Annotated in this window: 23 protein-coding genes and 4 pseudogenes; 16 read left to right on the forward strand and 11 right to left on the reverse strand. The window is 70.3% G+C overall.

All coding sequences use genetic code 11. The annotated features are described in order from the left end of the window. Nucleotides 1-163 precede the first annotated feature (163 nt). Nucleotides 164-1141, forward strand: coding sequence for an Lrp/AsnC family transcriptional regulator (locus tag ACFY2B_RS43640; protein ID WP_390768628.1), 978 nt, complete (start codon nucleotides 164-166; stop codon nucleotides 1139-1141). Nucleotides 1142-1179: 38 nt separating this feature from the next. On the opposite strand, the pseudogene ACFY2B_RS43645 reads toward ACFY2B_RS43640, so the two are convergent. Continuing rightward, nucleotides 1180-1454 (reverse strand): annotated as a pseudogene (locus ACFY2B_RS43645) (RidA family protein); the annotation flags it as partial. A gap of 52 nt (nucleotides 1455-1506) precedes the next feature. Here ACFY2B_RS43645 and ACFY2B_RS43650 point away from each other — a divergent pair. From ACFY2B_RS43650 to ACFY2B_RS43675, 6 genes are all read left to right on the forward strand, one after another. After that, entirely contained in the window at nucleotides 1507-2007 is a 501-nt protein-coding gene (locus ACFY2B_RS43650; protein WP_390768629.1) for a MarR family winged helix-turn-helix transcriptional regulator, read from the forward strand. After that, nucleotides 2004-3479, forward strand: coding sequence for an MFS transporter (locus ACFY2B_RS43655; RefSeq protein WP_390768630.1), 1476 nt, complete (start codon nucleotides 2004-2006; stop codon nucleotides 3477-3479). Before ACFY2B_RS43650 ends, ACFY2B_RS43655 begins: the two co-directional genes overlap by 4 nt. A 22-nt stretch (nucleotides 3480-3501) precedes the next feature. Continuing rightward, nucleotides 3502-4098 carry a cysteine hydrolase family protein gene (locus ACFY2B_RS43660; RefSeq protein ID WP_390768631.1) on the forward strand — a complete coding sequence of 199 codons (597 nt, stop codon included), beginning with the start codon at nucleotides 3502-3504 and terminating at the stop codon, nucleotides 4096-4098. Nucleotides 4099-4528: 430 nt separating this feature from the next. Further along, nucleotides 4529-4744, forward strand: coding sequence for a hypothetical protein (locus tag ACFY2B_RS43665; protein WP_390768632.1), 216 nt, complete (start codon nucleotides 4529-4531; stop codon nucleotides 4742-4744). Nucleotides 4745-5227: 483 nt separating this feature from the next. Continuing rightward, the gene (locus tag ACFY2B_RS43670; RefSeq protein ID WP_390768633.1) at nucleotides 5228-5446 is read left to right on the forward strand and encodes an SDR family oxidoreductase; all 219 of its coding nucleotides are present in this window, start codon (nucleotides 5228-5230) and stop codon (nucleotides 5444-5446) included. A gap of 65 nt (nucleotides 5447-5511) precedes the next feature. After that, nucleotides 5512-6267: an SDR family NAD(P)-dependent oxidoreductase gene (locus ACFY2B_RS43675; protein WP_390768634.1), complete on the forward strand. Its 756-nt coding sequence runs from the start codon at nucleotides 5512-5514 to the stop codon at nucleotides 6265-6267. Nucleotides 6268-6286: 19 nt separating this feature from the next. Here ACFY2B_RS43675 and ACFY2B_RS43680 read toward each other — a convergent pair whose 3' ends face one another. Next, nucleotides 6287-6946, reverse strand: coding sequence for a TetR/AcrR family transcriptional regulator (locus ACFY2B_RS43680; RefSeq protein WP_390768635.1), 660 nt, complete (start codon nucleotides 6944-6946; stop codon nucleotides 6287-6289). A 130-nt stretch (nucleotides 6947-7076) separates the two neighbouring features. Between ACFY2B_RS43680 and ACFY2B_RS43685 the strand changes: the two genes are divergently transcribed. From ACFY2B_RS43685 to ACFY2B_RS43705, 5 genes and pseudogenes are all read left to right on the forward strand, one after another. After that, complete coding sequence (locus ACFY2B_RS43685; RefSeq protein ID WP_390768636.1) at nucleotides 7077-8024, forward strand: SDR family NAD(P)-dependent oxidoreductase; 948 nt, start codon at nucleotides 7077-7079, stop codon at nucleotides 8022-8024. An 804-nt stretch (nucleotides 8025-8828) separates the two neighbouring features. Continuing rightward, the gene (locus ACFY2B_RS43690) at nucleotides 8829-10262 is read left to right on the forward strand and encodes a helix-turn-helix domain-containing protein (RefSeq protein ID WP_390768637.1); all 1434 of its coding nucleotides are present in this window, start codon (nucleotides 8829-8831) and stop codon (nucleotides 10260-10262) included. 47 nt (nucleotides 10263-10309) lie between these two features. Then, entirely contained in the window at nucleotides 10310-10945 is a 636-nt protein-coding gene (locus ACFY2B_RS43695) for a peptidoglycan DD-metalloendopeptidase family protein (protein WP_390768638.1), read from the forward strand. Nucleotides 10946-10993: 48 nt separating this feature from the next. After that, nucleotides 10994-11608 (forward strand): annotated as a pseudogene (locus ACFY2B_RS43700) (N-acetylmuramoyl-L-alanine amidase); the annotation flags it as partial. A gap of 398 nt (nucleotides 11609-12006) precedes the next feature. Continuing rightward, nucleotides 12007-12249: a CU044_2847 family protein gene (locus tag ACFY2B_RS43705; RefSeq protein WP_390768656.1), complete on the forward strand. Its 243-nt coding sequence runs from the start codon at nucleotides 12007-12009 to the stop codon at nucleotides 12247-12249. Here ACFY2B_RS43705 and ACFY2B_RS43710 read toward each other — a convergent pair. Together ACFY2B_RS43710 and ACFY2B_RS43715 are read right to left on the reverse strand one after the other, a co-directional pair. Further along, nucleotides 12186-12406, reverse strand: a pseudogene (locus ACFY2B_RS43710) (IS5/IS1182 family transposase); the annotation flags it as partial. The gene ACFY2B_RS43705 and the pseudogene ACFY2B_RS43710 overlap by 64 nt on opposite strands. Nucleotides 12407-12672: 266 nt before the next feature. Further along, nucleotides 12673-13074, reverse strand: coding sequence for a PPOX class F420-dependent oxidoreductase (locus ACFY2B_RS43715; protein ID WP_390768639.1), 402 nt, complete (start codon nucleotides 13072-13074; stop codon nucleotides 12673-12675). 200 nt (nucleotides 13075-13274) lie between these two features. Here ACFY2B_RS43715 and ACFY2B_RS43720 point away from each other — a divergent pair. From ACFY2B_RS43720 to ACFY2B_RS43730, 3 genes and pseudogenes are all read left to right on the forward strand, one after another. Next, nucleotides 13275-13613: pseudogene (locus ACFY2B_RS43720) on the forward strand (helix-turn-helix domain-containing protein); the annotation flags it as partial. Further along, on the forward strand, nucleotides 13541-14332 hold the full coding sequence (locus tag ACFY2B_RS43725; RefSeq protein WP_390768640.1) for an IS630 family transposase: 792 nt from the start codon (nucleotides 13541-13543) through the stop codon (nucleotides 14330-14332). The pseudogene ACFY2B_RS43720 and the gene ACFY2B_RS43725, both read left to right, overlap by 73 nt. A gap of 28 nt (nucleotides 14333-14360) precedes the next feature. Further along, a complete protein-coding gene (locus ACFY2B_RS43730) occupies nucleotides 14361-14798 on the forward strand; it encodes a VOC family protein (RefSeq protein ID WP_390768641.1) in 438 nt (145 codons plus the stop codon). 79 nt (nucleotides 14799-14877) lie between these two features. Here the strand turns inward: ACFY2B_RS43730 and ACFY2B_RS43735 are convergent, their stop codons facing one another. From ACFY2B_RS43735 to ACFY2B_RS43765, 7 genes are all read right to left on the reverse strand, one after another. Further along, on the reverse strand, nucleotides 14878-16098 hold the full coding sequence (locus ACFY2B_RS43735) for an FAD-dependent monooxygenase (protein WP_390768642.1): 1221 nt from the start codon (nucleotides 16096-16098) through the stop codon (nucleotides 14878-14880). Then, nucleotides 16095-17492 carry an MFS transporter gene (locus tag ACFY2B_RS43740; protein WP_390768643.1) on the reverse strand — a complete coding sequence of 466 codons (1398 nt, stop codon included), beginning with the start codon at nucleotides 17490-17492 and terminating at the stop codon, nucleotides 16095-16097. Before ACFY2B_RS43740 ends, ACFY2B_RS43735 begins: the two co-directional genes overlap by 4 nt. 61 nt (nucleotides 17493-17553) lie before the next feature. Further along, nucleotides 17554-20088 carry an ABC transporter permease gene (locus ACFY2B_RS43745; protein ID WP_390768644.1) on the reverse strand — a complete coding sequence of 845 codons (2535 nt, stop codon included), beginning with the start codon at nucleotides 20086-20088 and terminating at the stop codon, nucleotides 17554-17556. Further along, a complete protein-coding gene (locus ACFY2B_RS43750; protein ID WP_390768645.1) occupies nucleotides 20085-20903 on the reverse strand; it encodes an ABC transporter ATP-binding protein in 819 nt (272 codons plus the stop codon). Before ACFY2B_RS43750 ends, ACFY2B_RS43745 begins: the two co-directional genes overlap by 4 nt. Nucleotides 20904-21333: 430 nt before the next feature. Then, nucleotides 21334-22008, reverse strand: a complete 675-nt coding sequence (locus ACFY2B_RS43755; protein ID WP_390768646.1) for a response regulator — start codon at nucleotides 22006-22008, stop codon at nucleotides 21334-21336. Continuing rightward, entirely contained in the window at nucleotides 22005-23219 is a 1215-nt protein-coding gene (locus tag ACFY2B_RS43760; protein WP_390768647.1) for a sensor histidine kinase, read from the reverse strand. Before ACFY2B_RS43760 ends, ACFY2B_RS43755 begins: the two co-directional genes overlap by 4 nt. 197 nt (nucleotides 23220-23416) lie before the next feature. Beyond that, nucleotides 23417-24634 (reverse strand): PP2C family protein-serine/threonine phosphatase, encoded by a 1218-nt coding sequence (locus ACFY2B_RS43765; protein WP_390768657.1) that lies wholly within the window; start codon nucleotides 24632-24634, stop codon nucleotides 23417-23419. A 516-nt stretch (nucleotides 24635-25150) separates the two neighbouring features. Here ACFY2B_RS43765 and ACFY2B_RS43770 point away from each other — a divergent pair. Further along, a complete protein-coding gene (locus ACFY2B_RS43770) occupies nucleotides 25151-25537 on the forward strand; it encodes a nuclear transport factor 2 family protein (RefSeq protein WP_390768648.1) in 387 nt (128 codons plus the stop codon). Nucleotide 25538: the final 1 nt, after the last annotated feature.

Here is a 25538-nt window from a genome sequence, read left to right on the forward strand (position 1 = left end):
AAGATCCTGGCCACCTGGACCGGCGCCTGCTCGATATGCGGCCAACCCGCGCCCACACCCGAACCCCACCACAAGACCTAACAAAGCCCTACTAGGCCGGAGAGAAAATCTGAGCCAGATATGACCAGCCAGATCGAGGAAGAACGACATACGATCTTGAATCGTGGAGAAAGTGCGCCATCAGTTGAATGAACCGGACAGCCGGATCGCCGCCGCGATGCTGGCCGCTCCGCGCGCCTCCTGGCGCACGGTCGGCCGTGCTCTGGGCCTCTCGGAGCGCACCGTCGTACGCCGTGTGGCACCCCTGTTCGGCGACGGCACGCTGCGCGCCACCGCCGTACGCAACCCCGTGCACTTCCCCGAGTTGATTCCGCTGGCCCTGCGCATCCGCTGCCGGCCCAACCGGATCAGCGCCATCGCCGCCACCCTCGCCCGCCGTCCCGACACCATCTGGGTCGACGTCCTCGGCGGCGGCGACGAGATCTGCACCATCCTGCACCTGGACGGACCGGACGCCCGCAACAACCTCCTGCTGCGCGACCTGCCCGCCACCCCCGCGGTCCAGTCCTGGACCTCGCACGTCCTGCTACGGGTCTTCCCGGCCGCCTTCGACTGGAGCGGCGGCCTGCTGACGGAGACCGAACTGACCAGCCTGCGGCCGGACCCGCCCGCACGACTCAGCCGCCCTGCCCTCCAGCCTGTCGACCACCAGCTGATCACCGCACTGATTGAGGACGGGCGAGCCCCCTACACCGACCTCGCGCGCCGCGCCGACACCACCGCCCTCACCGCCCGCCGACGTCTGGAGACACTCGTCGGCGGGCAGGTTCTCAGACTCGCGACCGAAGTCGATCTCGCCCGGCTCGGCGTCCGCGCCGAGGCACTTCTGTGGCTCACCGTCGCACCCGGTGGGCTGGAGGAGGCCGGACAACGGCTCAGCCGCCACCCGCAGGTCCGCTTCACCACGGCGACCACCGGCCCCGCCAACCTCCTCGTAGCCGTCGCGGCAGCCGACCTCGACGCGCTCTACCACTTCCTGAGCGACACCATCGGCGGCCTCGAACACATCACCACGCTTGAGGTCACTCCCATCCTGACCGGGGTGAAGAGGACGGGCCTGGTCCGCCCCGGCAGCCTCTGAGCCGCTCCCAGGTTCCGGTTGGGCAGGACCTCACGGCCGTTCAGCTGTGGACACCCTTCGACCGCCACGAGCACATCCGGCTCGAAGAGGTATTTGACACCGATGAGTGAAGCCGGCGGCATGGGAAGCCGGAGCCCGATCTCGGCGGCGACGGCCTCCGCACCGGCCATGGAATCGCCGACCTTCTCCGGGCTCCACCGGGACACGTAGAACGCCGGGCGCAGCACGTCTGCGAACGACGCGCCCGCGCCGCCAGCCCGACGGAGGTGTTGCGCAGCGCCTGGGCGACCTTCCCGGCCAGATCGCCCGGCGACGGCTTCACAAGCAACTTTGACAAGTTACTTGTGGAGTTTTATCGTTGCATCATGAACGCAGACCGCCCGCCGCAGTCCTCCGCTGCGGCAGCGCAGCGCCTCAATGACGCGATCAAACGCCTACGTGCCCGCCTGCGCGCGGAATCGGGGCAGCACGCGATAGGCCTGACGACCACACAGCTCTCCGTCCTGGCGACCGTGGTACGGGAAGGACCCGTCACCGCCGCCCGGCTCGCCGTCCTGGAGCACGTCAGCGCTCAGTCCATCGCGCAGAGCCTCGCGGTGCTCAAGGCCGCCGGACTCGTGAGCAGCGAGCCCGACCCCGCGGACGGCCGCAAGAAGCTGATGAGCCCCAATCCGTCCGCGACCGATCTGGTGGACAAGCTGCTCGCGGGCCGTGCCGAGTTTCTGACGCGGGCCGTCGACCGGCTCGTCGCCCCCGATGAACGCGAAGACCTGGACAAGGCCATCGAACTGCTGGAGCGCCTGGCCTCGGCCGACCTGGATCAGGAACCCACCGGTGACGGCGGCAGGAGCGGCGGCGCCCGATGAGTACGGCCCCCGCACGGGCCGACACCGCGACCCGCGATCCGCGCCGCAAGCCGTTCGCCTGGCCGTTCACCACGCCGCTGTACGTGGGCTCGGCCCTCAACCCGATCAACAGCTCCATCGTCGCGACCGCCATGGTCCCCATCGCCGCCGACCTGCACGTCTCGATCGGCAGCACCGCCGTACTGGTCTCCTCGCTGTACCTGGCCAGCGCTGTCGCCCAACCCACCGCGGGCAAACTGGCAGAAGCGCTCGGCCCGCGACGGATCTTCCTGTCCGGCATCGTCCTCGTCCTGCTCGGCGGCGCCATCGGCGGCTTCGGCCAGAACCTCGCGATGCTGACTGTCGCCCGCGTACTGATTGGCATCGGCACCTCGGCGGCGTTCCCGTGCGCCATGGTCATGATCCGGCGCCGCGCCGAGGACGCCGCTATGGACGCCCCGCCGGGCGGAGTTCTCGGCGGCCTCGCCATCGCCGGCATGGCCACCGCCGCCGTCGGCCCGCCGATCGGCGGGCTGCTCGTGGGCGCCGCAGGATGGCGCCTGGCCTTCCTCGTCAATCTCCCGGTCACCGCGGTGGCCCTCGTGATGGCCTTGCGCTGGCTCCCCAAGGACCCGCCGCTCGACCGGGCCGACCGCAGCTTCCGCGCCGTCGCCGACCGGATCGACCTCCTCGGCATCCTCGGCTTCGCCACCTCCATGACCGCGCTTGTCGTCTTCCTGATGGGCCTGCCGGCCCCCGCGTGGATCGCGTTCGCAGTCTTCGTCGTGGCCGCCGCGCCGACCGTCCGGTGGGAGCTGCGCAGGAGTGCGCCCTTCTTCGACTTCCGCGGTCTTGCCGCCAATGGCGCCCTCGCCCGCACCTACCTCCGGCAGGCCCTCACCCTCCTCGGCGTCTACTCCGTGATGTACGGCATGACGCAGTGGATGGAAGCCGCGCACGGCTTCTCCGAGGTGCAGGCGGGCCTCCTGCTGCTGCCGATGGGCGCCGTCTCCGCGCTCCTGTCGCACCCGCTGGCCCGCCGCAATCTGGTGCGCGGGCCCCTGCTCGCCGCCGCCCTGAGCATGCTGGTCGGCTCAGCAGGGATCATGCTGCTCACCTCGGCCAGCCCGGCGATCGTGATCGTCCTGGTCTCCCTGGTCTTCGGCGTCACCTCCGCCGCGACCACGGTTGGCAATCAGACCGCCCTCTATCTCGCGGCGCCGCCCGACCAGATCGGCACCGCCTCCGGTCTGTTCCGGACCTTCGGCTACCTCGGCACCATCACCTCGTCCGTCATCGGCGGCATCGTCTTCCGCGACGGCGCGAGCGACCAGGGGCTGCACTCCCTCGGTCTCGTCCTGGTCCTGGCGGGCACGGCCGTGCTCCTGCTGACCGCCCTCGACCGCCGGCTGATGGGCCGGCACAAGCACGGTGCGACGGACGACGTTCCGGACCACCCGACACCCCGACCGACATCGCCTGCACGGCGATGACGCCACGCAAGGAGAACCACGCATGACCACCCCCGCCCTCCCCGAGTTCGCCCCCCGGCGTACCGCGCTGCTGGCGATGGACTTCCAGAACGGGATCATCGCGAGCATCCCGGAGGCCGACGCGCTCATCGGGCGCGTCACCGGCGCGATCGCCGACATCCGTGCCGCGGGCGGCACCATCGGTTACGTCCGCGTCGCCTTCACCGAAGACGATTGGGCGTCCGTGCCCGCCACCAACAAGACCTTCAGCGGCGTCGCCGCGGCAAAGATGCTGCACCACGAGGACGACATGACTCGGATCGACGGCCGGATCGCCCCGGCCGACGGCGACATCGTCGTCCGTAAGATCCGCTTCGGTGCCGGCTCGACCACGGACCTCCACGAGCAGCTGCGGGACCGGGGGATCGACACCCTGATCCTCTCCGGCGTCAGCACCAGCGGCGTCGTCCTGTCCACCCTCATCGACGCCGCCGACCGCGACTACCGCGTCTACATCCTGACCGACGGCATCGCCGACACCGACCCCGAGGTCCACCGCGTCCTGGTCGACAAGGTGTTCCCGTCACGAGCCCACCTCATCGACACCACACAACTGGCTGAGCTGCTCAAGGGGGCCTGAGCCCGCTCCACCGCCCGCCCCGGCCCCGGTCCACCATGATCGCGGCCACCGTGGGCCGAGCCCCGTCTGCCGGTGCTCGGCCCACGAACGGTCACAGCCCACCCTTCATGTCCACCGGCTTCTGCCAACGGCGCCCGGACGCGGCTCTGATACTGCGGACCGGCGTGGTCGCGGGCCACATCGGGATCCGGGCAACAGCACACCGATGGCCGTACGCAGCATGCTGGCCCGCCGGCCGGTCTCGTCGGCCTCACCCGCGCCGTCGCCGTGGACCACGCCCCAGGGGTGACGCTCTTCGACCGCAGAGCCCGTCCCCTATGCCTGACCCGGGCGGTGAGCTGTTCCGCGGGCACGCGATGACGGCCCTGCTGGAGCCGCAGAGCGGCGTCGATGCCGCGCGCACCACGCTCGACACCTTCTCGTCGCCCAGGTGAACATCGGCAGCTACCCGAGCGTCAGCTCGACGTATCTTCCGTCGGTCCGGCAGGAGTTGACGGCCGCGTACCGAGGCAGGACCGTGAACCTGTCCGAAGGGAACGCCCTGTTCTGGACGCGTCGTCGTGGTGAGAGCGCCAACGTCAAGGCGTTTCTGGAGGTCCAGGGACGTGCCCCGTTGCCGCGCGGAGTGCAGGCGGTCACGGGCTGACCTCCCGGTGGTACCTCATCCGGCGAGCAGAGGCGGCAGCCGCATGTGTGGGACCGGCCGACGACCCGCTCGCCGGCGGAGGCCGGACGACGCCCACGATCTCCTCGGGCGCCCGCTGCCGCCGGTAGTTGCGGCGACCGCGGGCTGAACCACCTCGCGAGCGTGGGCGCCGAACGGTGCAACGAGGGGCAGCGGTGGGTCGGGGCAGGAGGCCCGGAGGATCCCTGGTGTCCTTGCCTCCGCAGGTGCACAGGTATACATTCCGAAACGGGTCGACCCGAATCGAAATCCGAGGATGGTCGTACTGCCCCGGCCAATGCACAGGAGTCACCATGGATACCCAGGTCAGCGTCGTTGCCGGCGACGGAGGAGCGGGGCGCGCCATCGGCCGCGCACCTGAGGGTCCGGGCTGTGGCGGCGGGGGCATGGGCGATGGCGGTGCTCGACTCAACTCGACCAGCCCGGGGCGTCATCTCGACACCCATGGGCCGTGCCGAACTCGCAGCCGGCGACCGGGGATCGGTGCGGGGACTGATCGAGTCCTCCGCGGTCAGGCGACTCGCTGCCGCTGAGGCGATCGCGTCCGCCGCAGAGTTCCTGCTCGGGGCGAATGCCTCCTTCGTCACCGGAACCGACCTGCTGGTGGACGGCGGTGCCGAGGCCGCGATCTCCTCGGGTCGCCTCGACCCCTCAACCTACTGACCTTCCATCCTCACCCGTCCGCTTCCCGGCGGGCGGGCAACACCTCACGCAGAAGAGACACCGTCATGCACAACACCACCTCACGCTTTTCCGGCCGCACCGTGATCGTCACTGGTGCGGGTGCCGGGATCGGCCGTGCCACCGCTGAGCGGCTTGTCGCGGAAGGAGCCCGGGTCATCGCCGTCGATCTCTCCGCCGAGAACCTGAACTCCCTTGCCCACGAGGCGGCAGGGGGCGGGAGTGTCGTCGCCGTCCCCGGTGACCTCACGGACCAGTCCGTCATCGACGCGGCGGTAGCCGCTGGTGAGGGCCGGATCGACGGTGTGGCGAACGTCGCCGGGATCTCCGACGGCTGGCTGCCACCGCTTGAGATGGACGACCGGACGTGGCAGCGGGTGATCGACCTCAACGTCACGGTGCCCATGCGTCTGACCCGAGCCGTCCTGCCGCAGATGCTGGAGCGCGGCTCGGGCTCACTCGTGTATGTCTCCTCCGAGGCGAGCTTGCGTGCCTCGCTCGCCGGCGCCGCGTACACCACCTCCAAGCACGCACTCAACGGCTTCGTGAGGTCCGTCGCTTTCTACTACGGGAAGAAGGGCATCCGGGCCAACGCCGTCGCACCGGGGGGAGTCAATACCGGCATGGACACCGCCTTTCGCTCGTCGTACGCGCAGGAGGCGACGGCGCCGGCGATCGCCGCTGCAACGCCCTCGGTCGAGCCCGGTGTGATCGCCCACCCGATACTGTGGCTGCTGTCCGGTGACGCCCCGAACATCAACGGAGTCATCCTGCCCAGCGATGGCGGGTGGACGACTGTCTGAGCACGGACGAGCGCCGTCGCTACCGGTCGTCGGCCGCCTCCGCCCGCAGGCCGCGTAGCAGTACGTCGAGCAGCGGTTCCATCGACTCGGTGCTCAGATCGGCGCGGTGGGCGGTCAGCCAGTACGTGAACGTGCCGATGATCGCGTCCGCGACCGCGCCGTAGTCGGCGTCCGGACGTGTCTGACCCGCCTCGGCTGCGGCGTGGAGCCGGTCGATCAGGCCCCGGCGCTGTACCTGGGTGAAGCGTTCGTAGAGTTGCTCGGCGGTGGCCGGGTCCTCGATCGCCGCGGAGGTGACGGCCCGGATCCGGCCGGCCCTCACCGGCTCGGTGAAATCACGGGCGAGGGCGCGCGCCCAGGCCCGTACGTCATCGTCCACCGAGCCGGTGTCCGGCGGTGCGACCAGATGGAAGGGCTGCATCTGGGACTGGTCGGCATCCGTGTCCAGTACCGCGTCCGCCACGACCATGCCCTTCGAGCGCCACCAGCGGTAGATCGTGTCCTTTCCCACGCCGGCCCGCCCCGCGATCGAACCGATGGACAGCTTCTCGTAGCCCGCCTCGGCGAGCAGCTCGCGCGTGGCTGCCAGGATGGCGCGCCGGGATGCCTGGCTGCGCTTGCGGCCCGGGGTGGGTCGGGAGTTCTCGCTGGTCGCGGGGTGGATGCTGGGCTCGGTCACCGGGCGAGTCTACGTCGATGGCCAGGCCGCAGGGTCCGCCTTGCCTCGGTGCCGTGCCGGAGTTACATTTCCATACGGGTCGACTCGAATCGAAATGTCGAGCCCTCGTCAACGCAAGGACAGAATGGACATGGCTCTTTCCGCCACCCCCTTCAACCGCGACACCACCGCCGACGAGGTTCTGCGCGGCGTGGACCTGACCGACCGCCGGGCCGTGGTCACCGGCGCCTCCTCCGGCGTCGGCGTCGAGACCGCGAAAGCGCTGGCACGGGCCGGTGCCGAGGTGACCCTCGCGGTACGGAACACGGCGAAGGGTGCTCACGTAGCGGCAGAGATCGCCACGGACACCGGCAACAAGGGCGTACGGGTCGCGCCGCTGGAGCTCACGGACCTGGATTCGGTACGCGCCTTCGCCGAGAACTGGCAGGGCCCGTTGCACATGCTGATCAACAACGCGGGCATCATGGCTCTGCCCGAACTCCAGCTGATCAACGGCTTCGAGGCCCAGTTCGCCACCAATCACCTCGGTCACTTCGCCCTGGCGACCGGGCTGCACGACGCGCTGGCCGCCGAGGGCGGACGGATCGCCGCGCTCAGTTCCACCGCCCACCTGTACTCGCCCGTCGTCTTCGACGACATCAACTACGCGAACCGGTCCTACGTGCCGCTTGAGGCGTACGGCCAGTCCAAGACAGCGATCGTGCTCTTCGCCGTGGAGGCGGGCCGCCGTTGGGCGGCCGACGGCATCACCGCCAATGCCCTGATGCCGGGCGGCATCCGTACGCCCCTGCAGCAGTACGCCTTCGGCGAGGACATGTCGGACGACGCGAGACAGGTCTACGACACCTATCCGTGGCGCTCTGCCGCCCAGGGCGCGGCCACCTCGGTCCTCGTGGCGGCCTCACCACTCGTGGACGGCGTCACCGGGCGCTACTTCCAGAACAGCAACGAGGCCCCGGTCATCGACCCCGAGGAACTCGCGACGAACATCGAACCGGCGGGCGTCGCCGCCTATGCGCTCGACCCGCGGGCCGCAGAGCGACTGTGGGACCTGTCTGTTGCAGCTGTAGCCGCCTGACCAGGGAGTGCATCAGCGACGGCGGGCGCCGGATCAACGCCTCGAAGCCTGCGGAAGCCCAAGTCCGGGAAGGTGCCGTGCCCCGTCGTTGCCGGTTCAGTGGACGCGGACCGTTACTACGTCAGAGGTGTGCAGGCGTACGGGGTGGTGGTCGTGTTTGCTGGCCGTACAGCACCGCCCGGGATTCCAGGCTGCCGCGGCGCGCGGCGGTGCCCCGTGCGGTGACCCGCGCGTCGTCCATGACCGGGGTGCTGCGGTTTTCCTGGTGCCACCCCTCGCCGTAGCCGTTCTCCTCCAGGCACAGCGGATGCAGGTAGCGGGCGCTGCCGTCGCCGCCGTGCGCTTTGATCGCCGACCGGGGACACGCCGCCTACGTCCAGTACGACGGCAAGGCCGTGTGGTTCGAGGTGCGCCCCGACGCGAAACGCCCGACCGGCCCCTGGCACCTTCTCCTCGACGCCCCGCGGCATCGGGGAGAACTGGAGCGACACCGTCGCCCCCGCGATGTCCCTCGACGGCCCGGTGATCGTCGCGCACGTTCGCAAACACATCGGCCGATGGAATCTGGACAGCGGCCCGCACGGCACACTCGTCGGGAACCCCCTGCGCCGAAGGGCCTTGAGTTCAGAATGCGGCCGACCCCCGACAACCGGACGCTTCTGGTACCTGTCTCCAGGCGGTTCCGCGACTTCGGTCAAGGCGAGAAGCGCAGACTGCTCGCCCTCGACCTCCTCGCTGGCCAAGAGCAGCCCCTGGCTCGTCGAGGCCGACGGCCGGCTCAACTACGTCCGACACGACGAGTCGATGATCGGGTTCGTCCAACTGCGCCCCGGCAACTGGCTCCTCGACGTCTCCCAGCAACTCCTCACACGCGACGGCAAGTACACGACCGGCTGCCTGGCGGACGGCTCCCGATACAGCTGCGCCACGCGCGCAAGGCCGGCGCCCGCGTCCTCGCCGACGTGCCGCGCCGCGAGCCGCACTGGGTGCCCGATCGCAGCGAACCTCCTTGCCCTCGACCGCACCGGACGGCTCGTCGCCGACCACGAGGGCGCAAACATCGTCACCGTCCGTGACTCCCGCTCGGCATCGAACGGTTCAACACGCTTTACTGCTTCTTTGCCCCTCGGCATGCTGGGGGTGTCCCGGGCCGGCCTGGGCCGGGTGTTCATCCACGCTTTGACGGGGGCAGAAGCGGTGATCGAAACAGTGTTCAAGACCGAGGACCTGCCGGTGGCCGACCGGGTCGACGCGTGGCGGGAGAAGTTGTCCCAGATTCACGCGCCCGTGGACCTGGTCTGCCGTCCCGACTCCGACTTCCGCACGCAGCAGCGCGTCGTCCAGCTGGGGAGCGCGCTCGTGTGGCCTTCGGTCTGGTCGCCCCAGGCCGTTAGGCGGACACCGCGGCTCATCGGCCGCTCCGATCCGGAGATGGTCCACCTCTCCCTGATCACCAAGGGCACCGTGGGTTTCCGCATGGGCGGCCCGGACGCCCTGTACGGCCCGTACGAGCTGCGCACCAACGACTCCTCCCGCCCCTACGAGATCCTCATGGGCCCGCAGGGGGAAGTCGTGGACGCAGTGAGCGTAGACGTGCCCCGAGCGCGCCTGCCCCTGTCCTCGGACGATCTCGACCGGGTGATCGGTCACCGGCTGACGGGGCAGGAGGGCGTCGGGGCCCTGCTGACGGCCTTCCTCACCACCCTTGCGGACAACCCGCGTTCGTACACCGTCGCCGACGCGCCCCGGCTGGAGACGGTCCTGCTCGACCTGCTCGCGACCGTGTTCGCGAACCGGCTCGACGCCATGGACTGCCTGCCCGCCGAATCCCGGCGGCGGACCCTGACCCTGCGCATCCAGGCGTTCATCCGCGACCACCTGCACGACCCCGACCTGACGCCGACCGCCATCGCCGCCGCGCACCACATCTCGACCAGCCATCTCCACCGGCTGTTCCAGGACCGCGAGACCACCGTGTCCGGCTGGATCCGCCACCTGCGTCTGGAGCGTGCCCGCGAGCAGCTCGCCGACCCCGCCCGGAGCGATGTCCCGGTCCATCTCGTCGCCGTGCGCGCGGGCTTCGAGCACCATTCGGTCTTCACGCGTGCGTTCCGCTCTGCCTACGGCATGTCGCCCCGCGACTACCGCCGCCGTGCCCTGCTCCAGGAGACGGGGACGGATCGTCAAACAACCGCGGACTCGGTGTCAACAAGTCCGCGCTCGCTGCCCAGAAGATGACATCAGTCGCCTGAGACCGGGCGACTGACATCAACGGGGAGAAGTTCATGAGCACGATCGAGTTCGATCACGTGCGGTACGGCTCGACCGAGCCGTGCGTGAAGAAGTTCCAGAAGGCCCTCATCGCCGCCGGCTACAAGATCCCGTCCGGCGCCACCGGCAAGTACGGCGACGAGACGAAGAGCGCCTGCGCCAAGTTCCAGCGAGCGCAGGGCTGGTCGGGCAGCGGGGCGGACGGACTGCCGGGCGGGGAGACGTTCGCCCGGCTCGGTCTGAAGGACGGGGGCCACCGCTCGGGCCAGGTGGCCTCACCCGTGCCCGGCCACAAGGTCACGTACGAATACGGCGTCCGCAACTCGAACTACTCCACCGGCTACCACACCGGGGACGACTTCGCGGCACCCACCGGCACCCACGTGGTGGCGGTACGGGCGGGCACCATCGCCTGGTCGAACGACGACGGCGGCCCCTACGGGAAATGGATCTGCCTGCGCGCGGACAACGGCAGGGACTACATCTACTGCCACCTGTCCCAGCGCACCGTCTCCAAGGGTGACGAGGTGAAGGCGGGCGAGGGGCTCGGCAAGGTCGGGACGACCGGCAACGTGACCGGTCCGCACCTGCACTTCGAGGACCGTCCCCGCGGCGGAGGGTACGGCAACGACCGCAGGCCCTCCTGGTGAGCACGGGCCACCCACGGCACTCACCGCACACCCCACCAGGAGGTTTTCATGGCGACACCCCTGTCCGCAGCGAAGTTCCTCGCCGCCCTGCGCGCCGAAGGCGTACAGGTCGTGGAGGTCGGCGACTGGCGCACGCACAACCGTAACCACAAGGGCCCCTGGGGCCCCGTCCACGGTGTGGTGATCCACCACACCGTGACCTCGGGCACCCAGAAGTCCGTGGCCATCTGCCGGGACGGCTCCAGCTCACTGCCGGGCCCGCTGTGTCACGGCGTCATCGCCAAGGACGGCACCGTCCACCTCGTCGGCCACGGGCGCGCCAACCATGCCGGCGGGGGCGATTCCGAGGTCCTTGAGCGCGTGAAGGCCGAGGACTACGGCACCCGCCCGCCGAAGCCGACCCGCGGCAACGACGACGGCGTGGACGGCAACGCCTGCTTCTACGGCTTCGAATGCGTCAACCGCGGCGACGGCGACGACCCCTGGCCCGCGGCACAACTCGAAGCGATCGAACGCGTCAGCGCCGCGATCTGCCGTGCCCACGGCTGGACCGCACGCAGCGTCATCGGCCACCTCGAATGGTCCAAGGACAAGATCGACCCGAGGGGCTTCCCCATGCCCGGGATGCGTGACCGCATCGCGGCCCGCCTGGAGAAGGAACCGAAGCTCGCGCTCGTCGCGGGGTGAGTGAGCCCTGAGATCCGTGGGGGTGTCTCCGTACGGAGACACCCCCACATGGGCGCCGCCTGGGGCCAACGCCCGAGAAAGACCGGATTCGTGAACGCCACCAGCTACCCCGACCACCACGAGGGCACCGCCGGCCCAAGCATTCTCGCCGAGGAGCGAGAGATGCCGGCCTAGCCATGGCTGCCCTGTGACCAGCGACGATGGAGCGGTTGATGAGGCTGCGCCTTACGTGGAACAAGGGGCGGAGCGAACGGATGTGACGGGGAAGCGCGATGGCCTAGGTGAGGGAGTTGCCGCACGACGAGGGCGGGGACGGGGCGGCTCAGGTCGTCAAGGCCGAGGTCCAGGAGAAGCCGGGCGATGGACTGGTCAAGGTGGCGCGGCCTGGGCAGGTCGTGGCCGGGGCGGCCCGGTCCATGGGAGAGATGCTGTCCGAGCTCCGGCCCATGGCCCGGCAAGGGGTGGACACCTTCAGTGAGCCGGTGCGGGGTCCGCAGGAGATCACCGTGGAGTTCGGTCTGTCGATGTCGGCCGGCGCCGACATCGATGCGACGGTCATCAAGGTGACGGCCGCCCAGGTGATGGCGGTGTCCGAATGCTGGATAGGCCGTTCGTAGTCGCGGGTGTGCCTGCGCGCGTGCATCATCCAGGCCAGGGGCCGTTCTACGATCCAGGGGTGGGGCAGGACGACGAATCGGAGGTGTCCTTCGGCCGGGCGACGGTCTTGGTCGTCAGGTTGAGGTGCCTCTCTGCCCAGGTCACGAGCTTATCGGTAGTGGCCTGGCCGAACCGGATCGTGGTCGGATGCCCGGCCACCCGTTCTTCGGCCGCCGTGGTCCCGGACCGGTGGAAGGCATGGCCGGCGGCTCGCAGGTACTCCGACATGTGCACGAGATCCAGCAGGGCACGCACCGCAATGCGGCGGCGGGCCGCATGGGCGGCGAGGGACCTGGAGCAGAGCGCCCAGCCAGCCGAAGCCGAGTCCGTCACCGGTGCGGAACGCCATCTGATCGCTGCCATCCCCGTACAGCTCACCGCCGCTACGGGAATGTGATCTCCAACCCGACGACCGGATGGCGACGCCAACGGCCCGTCAACTGCGAGAACCAGTTCCCCAAGCGGGCCATCCGGTATTTGCGGGCCAGCAGGGCCTGGACCCGCGCCGTGCCCGCCGCATCCAGCGTCCTGCCGTGCCCCGCGGCCTGCGCCGCGCCAGGCGCGATCCGCCCGCGCAGGTCGCAGACCGCCACCTGCACCGCAGGGTCCAGGCGCAGCCGCCGCACTTTCCAAGAGGCTGCCGCCGTGGAGACATACAGCCGCCCGTCTGCCGTCGCGTGCCAGACCGGAGTGGCGACGGGCGTGCCGTCCCGGCGGTAGGTGGTGACGCTGACGTAGCGTGCGCGGGTGAAGGCGTCGAGGGTTTGGGCGTCGAGTCCGGTCACACCGCCGAGACTAGTAGGTTGTCGCAGTTAAGTGTTGTTCTGGTTGGTGGAGTTGAGGGTGGGGCAAACTCCCCTTGTCGCTTGCGTTTGGTCGGGCAGGGGGTGCTGTGTCCTCGCAGAAGAAGTATCCGGTTGCGTTGAGTGTTGAGGATCGTCGGGCGTTGGTACGGGTGACGACGACGGGGGTCCGCAGCGCGTCGATGATCAGGCGGGCGCGGGTGCTGCTCGCGTTGGACACGTCGGTCGGTGAGGTCGATCCGCGGGCGGTGATCGCAGAGCGGGGCGGGGTCTCGTGCGAGTCGGTCCGCCTGATCTCGAAGCGGTACGTGGAGACCGGCGGCGATGTGTGGGCCACGGTCGGCCGGAAGGAGCGCGCGTTCCCGCCGGTGCCCTCCCCGGTGACCGGCGAGGTCGAGGCGAGGCTGATCGCGTTGGCCTGCTCAACGCCCCCGAAGGGACATGCCCGGTGGTCGCTGCGGCTGCTGGAGAAGCACGTCGCGCTGGTCGAGGACATCCCGGATCTGGACCACTCCACCCTCGGACGCGTCTTAAAAAAACGGAACTGCGTCCTCATCCGAAGAAGTGCTGGACCATCCCACCACGGGCGAACGCGCAGTTCGCGGCCCGGATGGAAGACGTCCTGGCTGTCTACGCCCGGCCCTTCGATCCGGCACGTCCGGTGGTGTGCATGGACGAGAAGCCGTACCAGTTGCCCGGCCACGTCCGCGATCCGCTTCCCGCGCGGCCCGGACGTGACCGCCGCGAGGACAACGAGTACGTCCGCTCGGGGACCTGCCCGATCTTCTGCTGGGTCGAGCCGCTGCGCGGATGGCGACGCGTGGACGCCCGGCCCCGCCGGACCAAGGTCGACTGGGCGCACCAGGTCGAGCACCTGATGACCGTGGACCACCCCGACGCCGCCACGGTCGTGCTGGTGATGGACAACCTCAACACCCACACCATCGCCTCGCTCTACGAGGCGTTCGACCCGGGGAAGGCATTCGCGCTGGCCCAGCGCCTGGAGATCCACCACACCCCCAAACACGGGTCCTGGCTCAACATCGCCGAGATCGAGCTCTCCGCGCTCACCCGCCAGTGCCTGGACCGCCGCATCGACGACCTCGCCGTGCGCAACGCCGAACTCGCCGCCTGGCAGCAGCAGACCAACAACGACCAGCGCCAAGTCGCGTGGCACTTCACCACCGACGACGCCCGCGTGAAACTCCGCCACCTCTACCCAACCACACGGCAAAAATAAGCCGCGACAACCTACTAGCATGCAGTGCATGGCCATCAAACTTGAGAACGTCGGCATCGCCGTTCGTGACCTCGAAGCAACGATCTCCTTTTTCACGGACCTCGGCCTCACGGTCGTCGGCCGTGACACGGTCAGTGGTGAGTGGACCGACACCGCTGTCGGCCTTGATGGCAATCACGCCAACATTGCGATGCTCCAGACGCCAGACGGTCACGGTCGCCTAGAGCTCTTCGAGTACATCCACCCCGAAGCGATCGAGTCGAAGCCCACTCGTCCCAACGAGATTGGCATGCATCGCGTCGCCTTCTCAGTCGACGACATCGACAAAGCCCTTGAGGCAGCCGCAAAGCACGGATGCCGTCCGCTTCGCGGTGTGGCGACCTATGCGGACGTCTACAAGCTCACGTACCTCCGCGGTCCCAGCGGCATCCTTGTGATGCTCGCCGAGGAGCTGAAGAAGAGCTGACGGCTGATCGGGTCAATCAGCCTCGCGCTCGGACAAGGCGGTCGCACGGACTCCGCCCGGTCTTCGGCGTACCTCCCGATCATGGATGCAGCACCTCCCGCGGCAGGGTAAGGGCCGAGTGGGCCGGCCGGCCCTGCCCGGAGGGAATGGCGGAGAGTTTGCGCAGCCTGTTGTTGCGTTCTTCCAGGGCCTGGGGAGTGGTCGGGAAGAGTGTGGCACCACCCTTGGCGATCAGGTTCTGGTTCACGGTCACGAACTCACGCGTGTCCTGTTCGTAAGCAGTGAAGCCCGCGGTGTGGTCCCGGTCGGTCAGGGAAGTGGCGAGCATATAGGCGCCGACCAGCGCGAGGCTCGTGCCCTGCCCGGTGAGGAACGACGGCGCCCACGCGGCATCGCCCACCAGGGCGACCCTGCCGCTGGACCAGCGCGGCACGCGGATCTGGCTCACCGCGTCGAAGAACAGGTCTTCCGCGTCGCGCAGCACGGCCAGCATGCCCGGAACCTCCCATCCCGCGTCGGCGAAGGCCGTGGCGACCAGGTCCCGTTGGGCTTCCGGGTTCGGGAACGCGTCGAACGGCGGTTCCGGGTGGGCGAAGTTCAAGAAAGCGTGGACCTCGTCGTTGTCTCCCGCCGCGTAGAGCGCCGCGGCCCTGCCCGGACTGTTCCACATCACCGTCTCGCGGGAGAGCCCGAAGGTGTTGCGCATGGTGAACACCGCGAAGCAGTAGCCGAGGTAGTGGTGGAACTGCTCCTCGGGACCGAACAGCATCTCCCGGGTGGACGAGTGCAGACCGTCCGCGGCGAACACCATGTCGAACGTGCGGCTGCCGCCCCGGCGGAAGGTGACATCGACCCCGGCGCCGAACTGGTCCAGGGTGTCGATGGAATCGTTGAACACGAACTCCACATCGTCACGGACCGCGGTGTACAGCACGTCGGACAGATCCCCGCGCCGCACCTCCAGGTCCCGTCCCGCGACGCCGCCGGTGACGTTGTGCGGGTGGACCGAGGTCACCTCACTGCCGTCCGCGTCCAGAAAGGTCAGCCGGCGCAGGTCGATGTGCGCCTCCCGCAGCCGTGGCAGGATCCCCATCCTGCTGACGACCTCCAGCGCCGTGCCGCGCACGTCGATGGGATAGCCGCCACCACGCGGTGTGGGCGCCTTCTCCACCACCGTGACCTCGTACCCGTAGCGGTTCAGCCAGAACGCCAGGGCGGGACCCGCGATGCTGGCCCCCGAGATCAGGACCTTGCCCCTCGGGTTGGTACGGACGCTTCTCGGCCGGTCGGTGCGGATCATTCCTTGACTCCTTCGTTCATGGTGCGTGTGACCAGCAGGGCCAGCGCCGTGACGGCGCCGGCTATGACGAAGCCGGTGACGTAGGCCGATTCGGCCGCGGTCTCCGACCCGGGAGGGGTTGCGGCGCTGAGCAGCGCACCGCCGAGCTGTCCGCCGACGGCGTAGCCGAGTACGCGGCTCACCAGGATCAGACTGGTGGCGATACCGGTGTCGTCCGGGTCGACGGCGGTGGCGGTGCTGGTCATCATCGCCGTGACGCACAGGCCGTTGGCCAGCGCGATCAGCGCCTTGGCGACGACCAGGTGCCAGACCTCGGTGTGCACGGCCGCCAGGGCGACCAGGGAGACGGCCATCATGACGACGCCGGCGTCGACCACGGCGCGCGAGCCGAAACGCCGGTCTCCGATCCCGCCGAGCGGCCCGGCCAGCGATGCGGCGATGGCTCCGGGCAGCAGGAAGAAGCCGATGTCGGTGGCGCTGGCCCCGAATCCGTACCCGTCGCCGCGCTCGTCGAACAGCTGTGGAACGAGGAAGACCGCCATGGAGGTGCCGAGGCAGATCACGAAGGTCAGCACGCACGCTTTCCATATCGCGGGCCGGGCCAGCATGCGCAGGTCGATCATGGGCACGGCCGCCCGCCGTTCGACGGCCACCCATCCGGTGACGAAGGCGGCCAGAACCACGACCAGGGTGCCGAGCACGAGTGGCTGCGAGCCGAGGCCGGGTGCCAGCGCGAGGACGAGCATGAGCGTGACCAGCGTCCCGCTCAGGAGCAGCAGGCCGGGCCAGTCGATCCCGGCGTCGTCCGACCGGCTGGGCGGATCGGACGGCATCGCCCGGTTCACCAGCAGGGTGGCGCCGATGACCGCGACCGTCGGCAGCGCGAACATCCAGTGCCGGGAGAGTGTTTCCGCCACCGGCCCGGCCGACAGTGTGCCGGCCATCCCGCCTCCGACGAAGAGTCCGCTGACCACGCCGATGGCCACCTTCGACTCGCCTGCAGGGAGGCGTTTGCGTACCACGATGAACGACAGGGGCAGCGCGCCCACCATCGCCCCTTGCAGTACCTGGCCGAGCAGCAGCACGGGCAGGTTCGGCGCCAGGGCGGACACCAGGCCCCCCACCGAGACCACCGCCATCAGCCGGATGAGGACCCGCTTCCCGCCGTAGCGGTCGCCGAACTTGCCTGCCAGCGGTGTGACCAGCGCGCCGGCGATCAGGAGCACGATGCTCAGCAGCGCCCCTTCAGCCGGACTCATGTTCAGTTCGCGTTGGAGAAGCGGGAGCGTGGGTGTCACCACCGACTCCAGGGCACCGGTGGACAGTGCCAGTAGGCCGAGGGTCCCGACAGCGGCCTTCCCGATGCGGACCTGGGGAGCCAGGGCTGTGGTCATGAACGTTTCTTCCTTTGGTGTCGGTGAGTAAAGGGGGTGAGCCGCAGGTGCGGCGCTCGTGTTACGACCGGCGGCGCAGTGCCGCTCGCGCGGGCAGCGTGACCGCGAGCAGTGCCAGGCCGCCGCAGGCGGCCACGAAGGAGCCGTAGACCAGCGGGGGTACGTACGGCCCCTCGCCGGTCGTGCCGCGCATCATCGGGATCAGCGTGGCCGCGGCGATCGCGGAGCCGAGGACCACGCCCACCGTCGAGACCAGCACGGCCTCCCAGCGGAGCATCGTCAGCACCTGACGCCGGGTGGAGCCGACCAGACGCAGCGTGTTCAGCTCGCGTCGGCGGTCGCGGACCGTCATGACCAGGGTGTTGACGGCGGCGATGGCGGCGAAGCCGCTGAGGACCGCGGCCATGGTGTTGTTGGTCCAGGCGCCCAGCTTCGCGTCGAGGTTCCGCTCGGTGGCGTAGCCGGAGGCGTCGGTGACCTTGCCGAGGGCGGTGAGTGACTTCTGCGTGCCGCCCCGTACCAGCAGTGTGCTGTCGAAGCCCGAGGTGACGTGCCCGGCCAGGGACGCCCGGACCATGGTCACCGTGGCCAGGCCGAGGCCGCGGCCGTAGACGGCGACGATCTCGGGGTCGGCCTCGGTGCCGTCGGGGAGGTAGAGCGGGAGCCGGTCGCCGACGCCGGCGTCCGCCGCGTCCGCGAGGGTCCTGTCGATGGCGATCCGGCCCTCGCCGAGCCGGCGGAGGCTGCCTTCGCGTACGTCCAGGTCCTGCACCTTCGCGAGCCCGGCGCCGGAACCGGTGACACCCTGGGTCGCCGCGCCCATCAGCGACCTGAATTCGCCGGAGCCGACCGGCACCAGTACCTGTGTGTTCAGCAGGCCCACGGCCGCTTCGACCCCCGGCGCGCGGGCGGCCCGCGAGACCGCGTCCACCGGGAGCCCGGCCGGATCCGTGACCACGTGGTCCGCGGTGACGCCCGCGCGCAGTTGCCTGTCGGCGGCGCCCGTCTCGCTGGTGTGCATGAACACGAGGGTCGAGGCGAAGGCCATGGCGAGGACGATCGGGGTGATCGCGGACGCCAGGCGGCGGGCGTTGGCCCGGGAGTTGGCGGCCGCGAGCCGGGCGGCCGGGCCCGCGCCGCGCAGGGGGAGGCCGAACAGGCCCGCGCACAGCCGCGCCACCAGCGGGCCGAGCAGGGCGACGGCGAACATGAAGAGCAGGACGACACCGAGGGCGGCGCCGGCCGCGTCATCTCCAGTGGAGCCGGCGGAGAGGCCGGTGAGGAACCCACCGCCGACGAGGGCGGCGACGCCCAGCACGGTACGGACCAGGCCGGGCCGAAGCCGCTCCACCGACGCCTCGGCAAGCGCCTGTCCCGGCTTGATCCTGGCGGGCCGGCGCCCGGCGACCCAGCCGGCGGCGAGCGCGGTGAGCAGACCCGTGCCGACGGCAGCGAGGAGAGGGAACCCGGAGACGCGCAGGTCCACGGCGTGCGGGACGGCACCGCGGTCCTGTAGCTGCCCGAACCACCAGTGTGCGAGCCCGACGCCGGGCAGGCAGCCGATGATCCCGGCGAGCGGCGCGACGAGCAGGGCTTCGGACGCGACCGCGCGGCGGATCTGCCGCGGGGTGGCGCCGATGGCCCGCAGCAGGGCGAATTCACGGGAACGCTGGGACACGGACAGGGCCACGGTCCCGGCCGCGGTGAGGATTGCGACGATGGTGGCGATGCCGCCGAAGGAGCCGCCGATCCCGAAGAGCGTCTCCTTGGCGTAGCCGAGACCCGGGTCCTCGATGGCGCCGCGGTCGTCGCCGACGTTCACCAAGGCGGTGGAGCCGGCCAGAGTCTTTTTCACGGAGTCGGCGAGGGTGCCGGCGTCGGTGCCGTGCTCCGCCAGTACGGCGATGGCGTCGGCCCTGCCGGGGTGGCCGGCGAGCGTGGGGGCCTGGGTGTCGGCGAACCAGGCCAGGGCGCCGGCAACGCGGGTGGTGTCCCCGGGACCGGCTTCGGCGACGCCGGCGACGCGGAAGTCCCGCTGCCCGGCGGCGGTCCGCAGCACGACGGTGTCGCCGACGGCGGTCTTCGCGGCGCGTGCCGTACCCGCGTCGAGCACTACTTCGCCCTCGCGGGGCGCGGAGCCGGTGGTCAGTGCGGTACCGGTGAAGGTGTGTGAGCCCCAGCCGTGTGCGGTGAGCACACCGCCCTCGACGGGCAGTTCGCGTGCGCCGGGGTCTGCCCCTTCGTGCGCCGCGCGCACCGGGAAGGTGAAGTCCGCAACGGCGGTGGCCGAGCCCGGCGCCTCGGCGGCCCTCGCCGCCAGCCCGGCGTCCACCCGTGCGGTGTCCGGCAGCGGGGTCGCCTCCTCCTCGCGGTCCTCGCCGCTACCGGTGGCCACGCGCACATACTGGTCCGCCGCGACGACGACCGGTGCCTTCGCGTACCGTTCGGGCGGCACCGTCGCGCGCAGGCTGGTCTCCAGCAGGATTCCGCAGGCCGAGACGACCAGTGCGGACATCAGCAGCGCGAGGAAGGTCCCCGCGAAGGACGCGGGCTTGAAGCGGACGGCCTCCCGGGCGAGTCCGTTGGGGCGCTTCATGCCGCCGCACCCGCCATCGCGCCCGTACGGGAGGTGAGTCCGGCCATCCGTGCCGCGATCTGCTCCGCCGAACCGCGTGCGAGGCGGTCGGCGAAGGCACCGTCGGCGAGGAAGAGCACGCGGTCGGCCCAGGCGGCCGCGGCCGGGTCGTGGGTGACCATGACGACGGTGGCGCCGAGGGTGTCCACCGCGTTCCGCAGCAGGCTGAGGACCTCGGCGGCGGTGCCGGTGTCGAGGGCGCCGGTGGGCTCGTCCGCGAAGATCACGTCGGGGGTGGTGACCAGGGCGCGGGCGACGGCCACGCGCTGCTGCTGGCCGCCGGAGAGCTCGCCGGGCCGGCGCCGCGCCTTGTCGGCGAGCCCGACCTGCGCGAGCACCGCGGCCGCCCGGTGGCGGTCCTGGCGTTGCCCGGCCAGGCGCACGGGGAGCAGGACGTTCTGCTCGACGGTGAGGGAGGGCAGCAGGTTGAACGCCTGGAAGACGAAGCCGAGGCGGCTGCGGCGCAGCTCGGTGAGCTCGTTCTCACTCATGCCGGTGATCTCCGTACCACCGAGCCGCACGGAACCCTCCGACGGCCGGTCGAGCCCGGCGGCGCACTGCAGGAAGGTGGACTTGCCGGACCCGGACGGGCCCATGACGGCGGTGAACGTGCCGCGGGGGAGGGCGAGGTCGATGCCCGTGAGCGCATGCACGGTACCTGCGCCGCGGCCGTACTGCCGCCGGACACCGCGCAGCTCGACGGCGAGACCGGGCGTGGCGGCCGGGACCTCCGGTCGGTCGTCCGCCTGCTGTCGTTTGCCGCTGCGTAGCCTCATGTTCCGCCCTTTCGCGTTTCTCTCGTTCCGACGGAACGGAGCGTGCGGGGACGGCTGCGCGCCGGACGTCATACCCGGGAGCCAAACCGGAGGTGCTACCCCGGTAGGGGGTGGAGGAGACAGGGCCCTTCCCTCTCGGCCGGGTGGAAGAACCCGGGGGACGGGCGGGCCGGTCCGCCGCCGGCGTGGCGTCAGGGGAGCCCGCCCCGTGCCGGAGTCCGGGGCGTAGCCCCGGACAAGGGGACCGCTTCGCTGTGTGGGAGGTGCCTGGAGTGGAGCGAGCCCGGCCCCCGACGAGACCGCGGCCCGACGAGACCGCGGCCCAGCGGGGCTCAGGGGGCACCGCACCACGCCGGCACCGCGGGCCGCAGGCTCTCGTGCCCTCCGACGGCGATGCGCCCGGAATCCCGGGCCGCGGCCTCAGGGGCCCCTACTCACCCGGCGTGACCAGCTCCGACTCGTACGCGAAGACCACCGCTTGGGCGCGGTCGCGCAGGTCGAGCTTGGTCAGGACGCGGCTCACGTGCGTCTTCACCGTCTGCTCGGCCAGCACCAGGGTCTGGGCGATCTCCGTGTTGGACCGGCCGCGGGCCACCAGGGTGAGAACCTCCGTCTCGCGTTCCGTCAGGGCCTTGAGACGCAGTGTCGGCTTGCTCCGGGCGGTGGGCCGTTGCCGGGCGAAGTCCGCGATCAGACGGCGTGTCACGGAGGGGGCGAGCAGCGCGTCGCCCGAGGCCACGACGCGTACCGCTGCGATGAGGTCGGCCGGCGACGCGTCCTTCAGCAGGAAGCCGCTCGCGCCCGCCCGCAGCGCCTCGTAGACGTAGTCGTCGACGTCGAACGTGGTGAGCATCAGGACGCGCGGACGGTGCGTCACACCCGGTGGCGGCGTCAGGAGGCGTCGCGCGGCCTCAAGGCCGTCCATCTCGGGCATCCGCACGTCCATCAGCACGACGTCGGGGTGGGTGCGCCGGCTCAGCTCGACGCCCTGCGCACCGTCGGGGGCCTCGCCCACCACGTCGATGTCGCTCTGGGCGGCCAGCAGCGCGGCGAAGCCCCCCCGCACCATGGCCTGGTCGTCGACGATGATGACGCGCGTCGTCACGTGAAGTCCTCTTCCGTCAGGGGAAGTCGGGCGGCGATCCGGAAGCCGCCGTCCGGCAGCGGTCCCACGTCGATGGTGCCACCGACGAGCCGTACCCGTTCACGCATGCCGACGAGGCCGTGTCCGGTGCCGCCCACCTCAAGCGGCCCCGCGGGCAGTTCCGGCGGCGGGTCGTTGACGACCAGGACGGTGAGTCGCTCTCCGTCCTGCGAAACCGACACGTGCGTCGGGGCACCCGGCGCGTGCCGCACGACGTTCGCGAGGGCTTCCTGGACGATCCGGTACGCCGAGAGACCCACCGCCTCGGGAACCTCGGCGTCGCAGGGGGCGAACTCCACCGGCATGCCCGCTCTCACCATCGCTTCCACCAACTGTCCGATCTGCGTCAGGCCCGGCTGGGGTGCGAGCTCGCCGTGCGTCTCCTCGCTCCTCAGCACGCCGAGGAGCCTTCGCATCTCGCCGAGGGACTCCCGGGCGGTCGCCGCGATGGACGTGAGTTCCTCCTGCACGTCCGGCGGCACCTCAAGGCGGTAGGCCGCGGTGTCCGCCTGCACCGTGATGACGGACATATGGTGCGCCACCACGTCGTGCAGCTCGCGCGCGATGCGGGTACGTTCCTCCAGCAGCGTCCGCCGGTCGCGCTCGGCCTCGCTGATCGTCTCCTGCTCGACCAGCCTGCGCTGCGCCTCGGACCGCTCACGGAGTGCACCGGCAAGCAGGAGGGCGACGCCACTGAGAATGGTGAGCAGCATGCCCTTGCTGCTCGAACCGGCGGGCACGGCGAACTCCAGGCCGACGTTCGCGCCCGCCGTCGCCAGCCATACCAGCAGCAGCGTCCGGCGCCGCTCGCGCAGGCCCAGGGCGAGGCAGAGACCGACGTACCCGACGATCTCCATGGGCGGGAACGGCCACAGGAGCCGCTCCTCGAAGTCGACGGCGAGCAGGGCGAGCGCACCGGACACGTCCGCGGCGAAGATGACGTACCAGGCCAGCAGCGGGCGTACGACGGCGAGCAGCAGCGGCGCCGCCTGCGCAACCGCCAGCGCGCTCGCGAGGCCGCCGTGCAGGCCGTAGTCGGCGGTGAGGACCTGGATCGTGGTGGGCAGCAGAGCGACGCACAGCACGAACGCCACACCCCACGGCAGCAGCCGCACCCACCGCCGCGAAGCCCCCGCGAACAGCGCGGGCGGACGTTCCTTCACCGAGGTCATGGGCTGCACCTTCTGATGTTCTGCAAGACGGCGTCAGGAGACGCGTGGTCATGAGGCGGACTGGACGCAACCGTAGCCACCGCTTGCGTCGGCGGCCAAAAAATCGGACCGGAATCTTTGACGGTGGTGTGGTGATGCCGGCGTGCGGCTCGGGCGAGAAGACGGCGTACGAGCAGCGAGGCCCGGCGCAGAGCCCGTCACCAGTGCTGCGGTCGCCATTCGAAGAGCAGGATGGTCGCGTCGTCCCGCAGTTGGTTGCGCTCGTGGTCGAGGATGGCTTGGATGAGCAGCCGTAGCACCTCGGCCGGGCGCTGGCCGGCGGCGGAGGAGCTGATGATGAAGTCGGTGAACCGGGCGAGGCCGAACTCCGCACCGTCCATGCCGCGGGCCTCCACGACACCGTCGGTGTAGAGCAGCACGCAGTCGCCCGGTTCCAGTGTTGTCTCGTGGACCTGCCGGGCTGCCGGGGCGAGTTGCCCGGCCAGGCCGATCGGTGGCTGCGGGGGGCTGTCCAGCGCCCCGTCGAGCACCCGGTCGGCACGAATCAGCAGCGGCGGCGGGTGACCGCAGTTGACCCAGCGCAGCACCCCGGTCTGCGCGTCGAGCCGGCACAGCACGCCGGTGCAGAACTGGTCGGGAAGCCACCGGGCGAGCGCCTGGTCGACGGAGCCGACGACGTCGGCCAGGTCGCCACCGCCGCGGCGGGCGTTCCGCGCCGCCGCCATGGCGACCGACGCGGTCAGGCCGGAGGTCAGATCGTGCCCCATGGAGTCGAGGATCAGGGTGTGCAGCACGTCCTTGACCACCGAGTGGTCGAAGGCGTCGCCGGCGACTTCGTACGCCGGTTCCAGAACCGCGGTCGAGACGCACCTGCTGCTGCCGATGGTGCGGGGTGGCAGGAAGGCCCGCAGCATCTCGGTGGGCAACCGCATGGTCGCGGTGCGGGTGCGGGCGACGAGCCAGTCGCTGTAGGCGCGCTTGGAGGTGATCAGCATGGCGAACAGATAGGCCAGCATCCGGCTGCGGCGCAGTCGCACCCCGTCGAGCGAGGCGGTCCGCACTGCCAGCACGCCCAGCCGCTCCGCGCCGTCGACCAGAGGCATCCATATGATCACGCCGTCGTCGGCGTCGGCCAGCCGTGGGGAGACGGTGCGGTACGCCCAGCTGGCCAGCGAGTCGGCCACCGGCAGCGGCTCCAAGGTCTCGTCGAGTGGGACGAGCAGCCGTTGTTGCAGGTCGATGAGGTAGATCAGCGCGGTGTCGAAGCCGAGGGCCGAGGCGCACCGGTTCGCCAGGGCAGGCAGTTCTACGGGCAGGGCCGTCTGCGCCTCGATGATCAGCTCTTCCAGCCGATTCTCATCGACGGCGGTGTCGGTACCGGCGGACGTGTGCGGTGGGTCCGACACGGGGATCACCCCTTCCGGTCCCAGTCTCGCACCGATCCCGGCCTCTCTCACGAGAGGCACGATCGCGCCGGGCGCGGCCGCGACGAGGGCTGTTTCTGCCGCCACGGGGACCAGTCCCCCGCCCGCCCGCGCCCTGGAGGACCGGCTGGCGTGGCAGATGGAGACCGCACGGCGGAAGATCGTGGCCATCGAGCAGCAGCGGGCGCCATTGAGCACGAGTGGACGCGGCGGGGCAGGTCGGCTACATCCTCGAAAGGGAGGTCCACAACGGGCATCCCATGGCGGATACCTGCGATCCGGGCCTTCGACGTCGAGGTGGTCGAGCATGGACCTGGAGGAGGGCCGGGTGTGCACATCGTTCTCGCCCTCGCCCTCGTCTGACCGCAGCACGCGTCGGGGCCGACCCCGGGCCCGGATGGCGGGCACACCCCCAGCCTAAAGCAATGAGTTGCGCTTTAACGCCAAACCAGCCTAGCCTGATTAGCGTATAAATCGCCGCTTTAGTCGTTTTCCTGAGGAGAACCCATGACCCAGTACGAGGCCGCCCACCAGCTCGGCAAGACGTTCCACGCCTTCCTCGCCGCCGGTGACTGGGGCGGTATCCGGACCCTGCTCACCGACGATGCCGTCTGGACGCTCCCCGGTGACAACACCATCTCCGGTACGGCGGACGGCGCCGAGGCGGTCGTGGAGCGGGCGAAGAAGATCGCCTCCTACGGTCTGAACTTCGAGCTGCTGCACATCCTGGTCAGCCCCGAGAACATGGCCCTGTCCCTGCACAACACCGCCCGCAGGGGCGAGGTCCGGCTGGACGAGTACGTCTCCACCGTCTGCCGTCTTCGCGACGGCAAGATCGCAAGCATCGAGACCTACCTGTCCGACGTCCCCGGCATGAACGCGTTCTTCGTCTGAG

The sequence above is a fragment of the Streptomyces sp. NPDC001270 genome (assembly GCF_042896695.1).
GTDB lineage: Bacteria > Actinomycetota > Actinomycetes > Streptomycetales > Streptomycetaceae > Streptomyces.